Raw genomic sequence first — 9,654 nt, 5'->3', positions numbered from 1 at the left:
CCCGGGCAGAAGCTCTCATGCCCGCTAACGTATCTTTATCAAATAATCGCAATTGTTTACCGCTATTAAGAAAAGGTGGGAGTCTCGGGGATGGTTTGAAGCACAGGGTCAACTAGAGCATCAACTTTAGCAAATAAACGCGTTGTATCTTTAATCTCTCTTTTTTGCTGCATACCAAATCCTCCAGTGAAACGACAGTTATAGAGCACTCTGCGAGAAACTTATCTTTACTAAAATGGGCATAAATATGCCAAAAAATAGGACTGAAAGGTAGGTAGATTTACATCTTAGCAGGTTTTTAAATTTAGAATAGAGCGCGGTCTACTTCCCGCAGCTAAGCTCAACTTCTACCCGTTTTCTTCTTATCAAAACATTTGGATGGATGAGCGCTCAATTAAATGTTCCGATTTATAACAAACAAGCTATTGATATGTTGTAACAAGAAGTCCTACTTCATCAGAACAAGTCCTATACTATAAATATAAGGATATAAAAAGGAGAGAGTATGAATTATGAAAAACCCATTGGAAGAAAAAATACCAAAGTATTAAGAAAAAAACTGCAAGAAATTCAAAGAAAAAATCAAGATAGGAAACTCGATAATCGACTAAAAGATACCTTTCCTGCGAGCGATGCTACTGCTAAATATTAGTAAAGAAGAAGATGATTGCTTACCTGCATGCAACAGGTTTTACAGCTCATAGATGCGACGCAAGGATGTTGATTTATGCGAAGACATTTCCACACTCCCTAAGCCCCTAGATATATTTACTCTAACATACCAGCAGCTTACAATAGTTGGCATGTTGAGTATAAGATTTGTTAATTCTTCTTATTTTTCTATGAGCACGCTTGAATTAACGAAGATTTACTTTCTTTATTCGAAAAAAGCATTTAGTTGAAATATAAATATCATAAAGTTTTAGGATATAAATTTTCAATTATATATAAACGAAGTTCATGCTCAGTGAAAACGCATCAACCCTTCCGATAGATTTTATGGTAAAAAAAACGAGTGATAAACTGTTTTCTTACAGATAGCGAGCTTGTTGTAGCTGATTTTTTTAAGCCATTCAATCGAAAGTCAACCTTGGCCCCACCGGTACAATCTGGGTTGGATTAATCGTTTTATGGCTAAAATAATAATGCTGCTTAATATGTAAAAAATTAACCGTGTCGCTGATACCAGGATGATGGTAGAGTTTTTTTAAATAAGTCGATAGCGCCGGATAATCACAAATACGCTGCTGGTTCGCCTTAAAGTGGCTATAGTAAACCGCATCAAAGCGAATAAGGGTCGTAAACAAGCGCCAATCGGCTTCGGTTAAAATATCTTCTACCAAATACTCATGGTTACTCAAATGATGTTCAAGCTCATCCAGTGTTGCAAATAATTCATTGTAGGCTTTTTCGTAAGCTTCTTGCGTAGTGGCAAATCCACATTTATAAACGCCGTTATTCACGGTGTGATAAATTTTATCATTGACCGCATCAATTTCTGTATGTAAAAACTCTGGATAAAAATCCTGTTTATCACCTGTTAAATCATTAAAAGCGTGGTTAAATTGACGGATAATCTCAGCAGACTCATTACTAACTATTGTTTTTTCTTTTTTATCCCACAGCACAGGAACAGTAACTCTGCCAGTGTATTGACTATCTGCTTTTGTATAAATCTCATATAAATAATTTAAACCGTAAAGATTATCTCCGGTAGCTCCCAGACCTACTTTAAATTCCCAACCATTTTCAAGCATATGGGGATGCACAATGGAAATATCGATGTAATGCTCAAGTTTTTTAAGCTTTCTAAAGATTAAAGTGCGATGTGCCCAAGGACAAGCCAAAGATACATACAAATGATAACGTCCTTTTTCTGGCGAAAAACGTGCATTGGCTTCATTCTTAATAGCATTTCTAAATTGAGTAGGCTCTCGTTTAAATGCGCCACCGGTTTTGGACGTGTCATACCACTGCTCATGCCAGTGTCCATCAATTAATAAGCCCATTCTTCTTCTCCCTAAGCTTGAATGTATCTTGAATATAGATGAGATTATAGTAAAGAAAATTTTTTACTAAATTACACCAGTAAGAAGCGAAAATTCTTTTGAATTTCATTCAAACTGAATTTATTCAAAAATAAAGAGAAACTCATCCAGGCGCTTAGTGCCGCCAAATCCTTAAAAGGCGGAGGCAAGTACACTGGGGGAGTTAGAATGCCTCTTTCTTTTAATTCCCCTAACAAGGGTAAATCATCAAGAACTAATTTACCGGTGAAAAGCAAAGGAATGGAATCAATGCGCCGCTGACTAATTGCAAAACGCATATAATTGTAGATTAAAAGAAATCCTTTTGCATAGGATAAATCTTTGGTAAAGGGCCCGCCTTCGGGCGTACTCCCTCGAAACACCCTAACGGTATGATTATAACTATCGTCTTCCGTTAAACCACACTCAATAAAATAGCGATAAATATCAATAAAATTGGCTCCTTGTCGCACTTTCTCCAGCGCAATAACCCGATTTGTAATTTTTCGCACACGGCCGGGATATGAAGAAAACGTAACAATTTCAGTAATGACTGCAAGCCCCTCCTGAATAACACTGCTTGAAGGAGAGCCTTTACCCAGGAAAAAACAATAAGGCTGTGTAGCACCATTTAAGGTCGTACCCACATGAACCCAACCTTCATGCACTTCAAGGTATTTCAAATCACGATCACTGAACATCGCTTGCTGGCTTAGTTTAATCGTATCTGCCCCTGCCGAAGCATCAGCCACCATATCATCACTAACCATTACCGTTACTTTACCGGGATGTTGATCAAAAAACTGACTAAGACGCTCCTGCAATAATTCCTGCGCTTTTTGCGGGGTATGCCTTTTTTCATCTGCCTCTGATTTAAGCTGAACCTCTAAAGCTGTTAATACATCAAATAAAAGCGTACCTAATTCAGACAAGCGAGGGCCACCTGAATAAAATGCATCATCCGGGCTGCCATAGAGCTCCATGGCTAACTCACAAAACGCTGGCGTACCCCTGGCATTCAGCATTTGTACCGCGCGCGCGTATTCCTCACATTGTCGCTTAATTAAGCGCGTCACGGGTGAATATTGCCCAAGCTGATTTTGCGCATCACGTACAATTAAACGAAACTCTTCTTGCTTCTCAGTCGCTTCGAAAGGTAAGGGTTTATTGAGATAGTAATCCCTATCAATTTTGGGCAAAGCCTGTGTTTTTTTAGCAAAAAAATCCTGCTTAATCGTATCATCCCATTTAATGCTATCTAAAATTCGTATCTTGCGCTGCGCTTCTACGAGGCGACTGGATAACTCCTGGATAACCCGTAATTCATCTGATTCAGTTGCCATAAGTGTAACCTTTTACTTATAGTTTAAGTTGCATCTGCCACAATCGAAGGATCAGATGGAGGTGCAATATTCACCATTGCATTTTGATTTTGCGCTGGTAAATCATAAAAGTGACTAATATTATTATCGGTTAATGGTGGAGGAACTACCAGTTTTTGGCCATTTTTACTGCGTAAATACAAAGCCTCACCATTACTGGCATAGTTGGAACAGGCGGATAAAACTAAAACCGAAAGAATGATAAAACCAAATTTCTTCACAACGTTGTTCCTTATTAAATAAGCTGCAAGTTTTTCAGAACTTGCTCTAGTGCTTGATAGTGTTCTTCGGATAAAGAGGTCAAAGGCAGCCGTAATTCATCGTTCATTAACCCCATCTTACTTAAAGCCCATTTTACCGGGATGGGATTCGCTTCGACAAATAAAAGTTGATGAAGGGGCATCAATTGTTCGTTAATTTTAAGACAACCAGCTGGATCGTTATCAAAGGCAGCATCGGCTAGTTTAGCCATTTGTCTGGCTGCCACGTTTGCTGTAACGGAGATAACTCCTTTTGCCCCGGCTAAAATCCATTGCGCAGCCGTCGGGTCATCGCCGCTATAAACATCAATCCCCTCGCATAAGCGCAAGATTTGCTGCAAACGAGTCATTTGACCGGTCGCTTCTTTAATACCAATAATGTTTGAGATCTTTCCAAGCCTGGCCACTGTTTCCGGTAATAAATCACAGGCAGTTCTACCTGGTACATTGTAGAGAATAATTGGAATAGCCACTGCTTTGGCAATGGCACTATAGTGCTGATAGAGTCCTTCTTGAGTAGGTTTAATATAGGCTGGCGTCATAATCAATGCGGCATGGGCACCACACTCCATAGCTTCCTCTGTCAATGCAATACAATCTTTGGTTGCATTCATTGCTGTACCAGCAATGACAGGAATGCGTTCTCTTGCCTGATCAATGACAGTTTTGATAACTAGAATTTTTTCTTGATGAGAAAGGGTCCCTGCCTCGCCAGTAGTGCCTGCAGCGACAATAGCGTGAGTCCCTGCAGAGATATGAAATTCAACCAATTCACGCAAACATTTAAGATCAACTGCATCATCCTTCAGGGGGGTGGCTAAGGCCACAATACTACCATGAAACATAGTGCTCTCTTTTATTAAGACTGATTTCCCAATACTACTGGGGGAGCAATAATTTCTCAAGCGCAACGAGAAACTTACAGCTGATTTTTTAAGAGCTGCGAATCTTATTTTGAACCCTTAAGGTATACACGTGTAATTTAAGGTTTTAGAATAGTCCTCTTTCTATCTGATTCTTTGCAAACTCCATGGCTTTTATTTCAGCTTCCCTTGGGGTAGCAAACATTTTGCCTACTGATTTTTTTATAATATAAGTGTATTGCTCATGGTGAAAGATAAGAAGATATTCGCCTGCATATTTCCCATTAATAGGTTGAGAGGAATATTCAAATTCTATTCCGTGATATTGTCCTTTCATAGCTTTCCCTGCTGCTAATTGTTACTTCCTTGTATTTCCTTTTAAATTATAGAATAAAAGGAAACTATTTTGCTAATAAAGCAAAGAGGCCCTTCTCTAAAATAAAAATTTCTCAATCATTTAGCACTAGTGCGAGAACAATGATAGGGTCAAATATACCCGTCCTGTACTTATGATTTGCTCTAAAATTTTATTTCACTTGGCTCAAGGTAAAAATTCTTCCCTCGTTTCTAAATGACTTATTTTTAAGCAAATGATCTTTTTTTGTACTAATATCTCTAGTGAAGGATCTACGTACAAGAGGAGCTTAACCATGAAAAGACTAATATATGTTATGTTTTTCTTGGGGTTATCGACCACAGGATTAGTTTCTTGTACCGCCACTCAAGTAGGTACAGCAACTGGTGCCGCAGCAGGAGCTGGTATAGGATATGCTGTAAGCGGTGGAAGCGGATGGGGAACAGCCATCGGTGCAGGTGCAGGTGCATTGGTCGGTCATTCAATTGGTCGAGAGCAAGACAGAAGAAACTGGTATTACAGAAACGGCTACTACTATTATTACTAAACTGCTTGGTAATAATTTCTAACCTCTCATGTCCATTTTGTCTTATTTATAGGTCCCTGCTACACTATAAAGCTGTTAAGGCAAAATGGTAAACTCACTGTTATACTGATACCTAAAAACCATTACAAGGAATGTTAATTATGCGATTAAAAGACAAAGTAGCTATCGTCACAGGTGCAGCCAGCGGTATTGGAAAAGAAATTGCTATTGTGTACGCGAAGGAAGGAGCAAAAGTAGCGATTGCTGACCTAAACCTCAATCAGGCACAACAAACTGCAGATGAAATACAGTCTATGGGCGGAAAAGCCATGGCTGTGGCCATGAATGTTACTGACGAAGGTCAGGTAAACGCTGGGGTTGATTCCGTAGCTAGTAATTATGGCGGGGTTGATATTCTTGTTAGTAACGCTGGTATTCAAATCATTGAAGCTGTCGATAAGTTACCATTTTCCGATTGGAAAAAAATGCTTGCCATTCATTTAGACGGTGCGTTTTTAACAACGAAAGCCTGTCTGAAACATATGTACTCTGGAAAAAAAGGCGGCAGCATTATCTACATGGGCTCAGTCCATTCGAAAGAAGCTTCCTTATTAAAAGCACCCTATGTCACTGCTAAGCATGGCTTGATTGGTTTATGCAAAGTCGTTGCCAAGGAAGGAGCTTCCCATGGAGTACGTGCTAATGTAATTTGCCCAGGGTTTGTCCGTACCCCCTTAGTAGACAAGCAAATCCCTGAACAAGCCAAAGAGCTCCATATGAGCGAAGAAGACGTGATTAAAAAAGTAATGCTTAAAGACACGGTAGATGGGGAATTTACTACGACCGATGATGTTGCTCAAACCGCCTTGTTTTTTGCCTCCTTTGATTCGAATGCCTTAACAGGACAATCGTTAATCGTTAGTCATGGCTGGTGCATGGAATAAAATTCCATCGTTTACTTAAAGGATAAAAAATACAGGAGTTAATAATGAATGAATCCAAGATTAGGGAAAATGCATTTGCAATGCCTTTTGCCAGTCCATCCTATCCTCGCGGACCCTACCGATTTATTAACCGCGAATATCTTATAATTACTTATGAAACCGATATGGATGTGTTGCGGGAGATTGTTCCAGCCCCCTTGGAAGTAACAGAACCTTTGGTAAAATTTGAAGTCATTCGCATGCCTGATTCTACCGGTTTTGGTGATTATACAGAATCAGGTCAAGTTATCCCTGTGCGTTTCCAGGGAAAAGAAGGTGGGTATACTCATGCTATGTATTTGGATGATCACCCACCTATTGCCGGAGGACGAGAAATTTGGGGCTTTCCTAAAAAGCTTGCCCAACCATGCCTGAGTGTTGAAAAAGAAACGCTTTTAGGAACTTTGGACTACGGCCATAATCGAATTGCAACCGCTACCATGGGGTATAAATATCAAACACTTGATCTGAAAAAGGTCACTCAAGCAATGGTTAGTCCATCCTATCTGTTAAAAATTATTCCTCATGTCGATGGCAGTACCCGTATTTGTGAGCTCGTTGAGTACCATCTTGAAGATGTAACGATAAAAGGGGCATGGACAGGTCCTGCACAATTGGAGCTTTTTCACCATGCTTTAGCACCTGTGGCTAGATTACCTGTAAAAAAAGTTATTAGTGGGATGCATTTTGTTTCAGATTTAACATTACCTTATGGGCGCGTTGTTTATGACTATTTGAAATAAGATGAGTGAATAATTTAAGGGATTATCATTTAATCCCTTTTAAAAATTAGCCATATAGGGAATATAATGCTCATTTTGATTGGTTATCTTATAATTTTACTGTCCGTATTTGGTGGCTTTTCCTTAGCTGGGGGGCATTTGGCCGCTATCATACAGCCCGTGGAATTCCTGATTATTGCAGGTGCAGCCCTCGGTTCATTAGTGGTTGGTAACAGTACTAGTGTCTTAAAGTCCATTGGAAAAGCGTTACCAAGTTTGTTTATCAGTCCTAAATCTGCAAAAACGCTCTACAAAGATCTGTTAGGTTTATTGTATGCACTGATGAATAAAGGAAGGCAAGAAGGCTTTATGTCTTTGGAAAACGATGTGGATGATCCAGCGAATAGTCCAATTTTTACCAGCTATCCACGTTTAATGGCTAGACCTTACATTATTGAGTTTCTTTGTGATTATTTACGGTTAATGATAACGTCTAATATGCAACCCTACCAGCTGGAATCATTAATGGAAAGTGAAATCGAAACTTATCATCAAGAAGATTCGATTCCTGCGAATGCTATCACCAAATTAGCGGATGCTATGCCTGCTTTTGGTATTGTGGCAGCGGTTTTAGGGGTTGTGCATTCCATGGAATCTATTAACTTACCACCTTCTGAACTTGGTGTCCTCGTTGCGCAAGCATTAGTAGGCACCTTTTTGGGGATTTTGCTGGGTTACGGGTTTATTGGACCACTTGCTACAGCCATGGAGCAGAGAACTAATGATATGATTCTTATGCTAAATTGTATTAAGGTTACCCTATTAGCCAGTGCCCATAATTATCCTCCTATTATTGCTACTGAATTTGGTCGCAAGGTTTTATTTTCAACAGCTAGACCTTCCTTCAACGAGTTAAACGAAGAAATTAAACCCGTCAAGCAGGATGCGTCCGAAGAAGCAGTAGCCTAGAGAGCACTATGTCCGGAAATAATGAAAACCATTTAATTATTTTAAAGAAGGCTAATAAACACCAAAAACACCATCATGGCGGTTCATGGAAAATCGCTTATGCCGATTTTGTCACAGCAATGATGGCTTTTTTTCTATTGATGTGGTTAATAGCCTCTCTTAACAAAGCACAAAAAGATGGCTTAGCGGAATACTTTAAGCAACCCTTACGTATTGCCTTGATTGGTGGGGACAGTATGGGGGCCCGTAAGAAAACAATTAATGGCGGGGGTACCGATCTCCAACAGAAGGAGGGACAAGTCAGCTCAGGCAATCAATCTCTTGAACAAAAAAAGGAAATTCAAAAACTGGAGCAGTTGAAAGGACAATTAATTACCACAATAACCAGTGATCCCGCTTTAGCTGATTTGAAGCATCGACTGTTAATGGATGTAGTCTCCGAGGGGCTGCGAATTCAACTAATTGATAATAAAAACAAACCGATGTTTGGAATTGGCAGTGATGAAATTGATCCAGAAATGTTACAATTACTTGATAAGATAGCAAAAATATTAAATAACGTTCCGAACAAAATTAGCATTCAGGGGCATACAGATGCCCATCCTTATCATAATCCTGAGGATTTAAACCAAAGTAACTGGGAACTCTCGACCCAACGTGCAAATACGGCCCGTAGGGCATTGGTTAAAGCAGGTATGCCTGAGGATAAGGTAATGGAGGTGATAGGCTATGCTTCCACTGTCTTATTGGATAAGAAAAATCCACTTAATCCAGGTAATCGCCGTATTACGATTATCGTCATGAAAAAAGAAGCTGAGGCAAAAATTATTCAAAATAATTGATTATATGCCTAAGATTTCATGAAGTAGGACTGAATCGCGTTTTCAGAGATATTAAGAAAATTGATATTTGCCGCAGTGTGGTGGAGATGCCCTCAAACATACGTCATGTCGAACGAAGTGAGACATCTCCATGTGCCAGGAGATCCCTCACTTTGTTCGGGATGACGTCAGTCTTGCCTGATGTTTGCCCCCCCAAAGGCTAGCGGCTCAAAATGACGCCTTTTGTTTGTGATTTTTCTCTGGTATCGTTCTTGAGTTGACTCCCTGTGACTGATCTCGAATTAACTTTATATATCTTTGGGTTTTGGCCCCTGCCCTTTGAGTACTTCATTCTGTTCTTTTTCTCGTTTATCCCTGTATTCATCCGTCATGCCACCAGAGACATTTTTCAGTTTATTTTTGGTAAGCTTGTTTGTGCTGACTTTAGAAGTTGTTTTGGATTCTTTCATGATTTTGTCCTATAACAAAACGAATGCTTATTAAGCATAGCTCAATTTTTAAGCAAAAAAATAGCGAGATACGGACAACTCGCCTAGCATGTTATCCAGAAAATGGTTTAAGCCGCTTGAAGGATCTGGCTCACTGTTATCGTATTTCGCCTGAAAAAGATCCTTCAAGCAGCTGCGCTGCTTTCAGGATGACGTACGGTATTAAACGCCAACTGATGTAGTAACGCCATCCTGATGTAGTAACGTCATCCTGATGTAGTAACGTCATCCTGATGT

The 9,654-nt window shown here is 39.6% G+C and carries 12 protein-coding genes; 6 read left to right on the top strand and 6 right to left on the bottom strand.

Annotated features, from left to right (window positions below):
• Window positions 1–505: 505 nt before the first annotated feature.
• On the top strand, window positions 506–652 hold the full coding sequence (locus Ljam_RS15040) for a hypothetical protein (protein ID WP_156411901.1): 147 nt from the start codon (window positions 506–508) through the stop codon (window positions 650–652).
• A 421-nt stretch (window positions 653–1,073) separates the two neighbouring features.
• Here Ljam_RS15040 and Ljam_RS01625 read toward each other — a convergent pair whose 3' ends face one another.
• The 5 genes from Ljam_RS01625 to Ljam_RS01605 all read right to left on the bottom strand — a co-directional run bounded on the left by Ljam_RS01625 (window position 1,074) and on the right by Ljam_RS01605 (window position 4,869).
• Window positions 1,074–2,009, bottom strand: coding sequence for a glutathione S-transferase family protein (locus tag Ljam_RS01625; RefSeq protein ID WP_058448402.1), 936 nt, complete (start codon window positions 2,007–2,009; stop codon window positions 1,074–1,076).
• 71 nt (window positions 2,010–2,080) lie between these two features.
• Window positions 2,081–3,370, bottom strand: coding sequence for a flavohemoglobin expression-modulating QEGLA motif protein (locus Ljam_RS01620; RefSeq protein ID WP_058448401.1), 1,290 nt, complete (start codon window positions 3,368–3,370; stop codon window positions 2,081–2,083).
• 23 nt (window positions 3,371–3,393) lie between these two features.
• Complete coding sequence (locus Ljam_RS01615) at window positions 3,394–3,630, bottom strand: hypothetical protein (protein ID WP_058448400.1); 237 nt, start codon at window positions 3,628–3,630, stop codon at window positions 3,394–3,396.
• A 14-nt stretch (window positions 3,631–3,644) separates the two neighbouring features.
• Window positions 3,645–4,514, bottom strand: coding sequence for a 4-hydroxy-tetrahydrodipicolinate synthase (gene dapA, locus Ljam_RS01610; protein ID WP_058448399.1), 870 nt, complete (start codon window positions 4,512–4,514; stop codon window positions 3,645–3,647).
• 145 nt (window positions 4,515–4,659) lie between these two features.
• On the bottom strand, window positions 4,660–4,869 hold the full coding sequence (locus Ljam_RS01605; protein WP_058448398.1) for a hypothetical protein: 210 nt from the start codon (window positions 4,867–4,869) through the stop codon (window positions 4,660–4,662).
• 313 nt (window positions 4,870–5,182) lie between these two features.
• Here Ljam_RS01605 and Ljam_RS01600 point away from each other — a divergent pair, with 313 nt between their 5' ends.
• The 5 genes from Ljam_RS01600 (at window position 5,183) to motB (ending at window position 8,929) form a co-directional block, all read left to right on the top strand.
• Window positions 5,183–5,434, top strand: coding sequence for a glycine zipper domain-containing protein (locus Ljam_RS01600; protein WP_058448397.1), 252 nt, complete (start codon window positions 5,183–5,185; stop codon window positions 5,432–5,434).
• Window positions 5,435–5,574: 140 nt separating this feature from the next.
• Window positions 5,575–6,357 (top strand): 3-hydroxybutyrate dehydrogenase, encoded by a 783-nt coding sequence (locus Ljam_RS01595; RefSeq protein ID WP_058448396.1) that lies wholly within the window; start codon window positions 5,575–5,577, stop codon window positions 6,355–6,357.
• Window positions 6,358–6,401: 44 nt separating this feature from the next.
• The gene (locus Ljam_RS01590) at window positions 6,402–7,139 is read left to right on the top strand and encodes an acetoacetate decarboxylase (protein ID WP_058448395.1); all 738 of its coding nucleotides are present in this window, start codon (window positions 6,402–6,404) and stop codon (window positions 7,137–7,139) included.
• 66 nt (window positions 7,140–7,205) lie between these two features.
• Window positions 7,206–8,087: a flagellar motor stator protein MotA gene (gene motA / locus Ljam_RS01585; RefSeq protein ID WP_058448394.1), complete on the top strand. Its 882-nt coding sequence runs from the start codon at window positions 7,206–7,208 to the stop codon at window positions 8,085–8,087.
• Between the two features lie 8 nt (window positions 8,088–8,095).
• Window positions 8,096–8,929: a flagellar motor protein MotB gene (gene motB, locus Ljam_RS01580; RefSeq protein ID WP_058448393.1), complete on the top strand. Its 834-nt coding sequence runs from the start codon at window positions 8,096–8,098 to the stop codon at window positions 8,927–8,929.
• Window positions 8,930–9,216: 287 nt separating this feature from the next.
• Here motB and Ljam_RS15035 read toward each other — a convergent pair whose 3' ends face one another.
• The gene (locus tag Ljam_RS15035; protein WP_131762187.1) at window positions 9,217–9,378 is read right to left on the bottom strand and encodes a bacteriocin; all 162 of its coding nucleotides are present in this window, start codon (window positions 9,376–9,378) and stop codon (window positions 9,217–9,219) included.
• Window positions 9,379–9,654 lie beyond the last annotated feature (276 nt).

The organism is Legionella jamestowniensis (assembly GCF_001467745.1).
Taxonomy (GTDB): domain Bacteria; phylum Pseudomonadota; class Gammaproteobacteria; order Legionellales; family Legionellaceae; genus Tatlockia; species Tatlockia jamestowniensis.
This window is presented reverse-complemented; position numbering and strand designations above follow the sequence as displayed.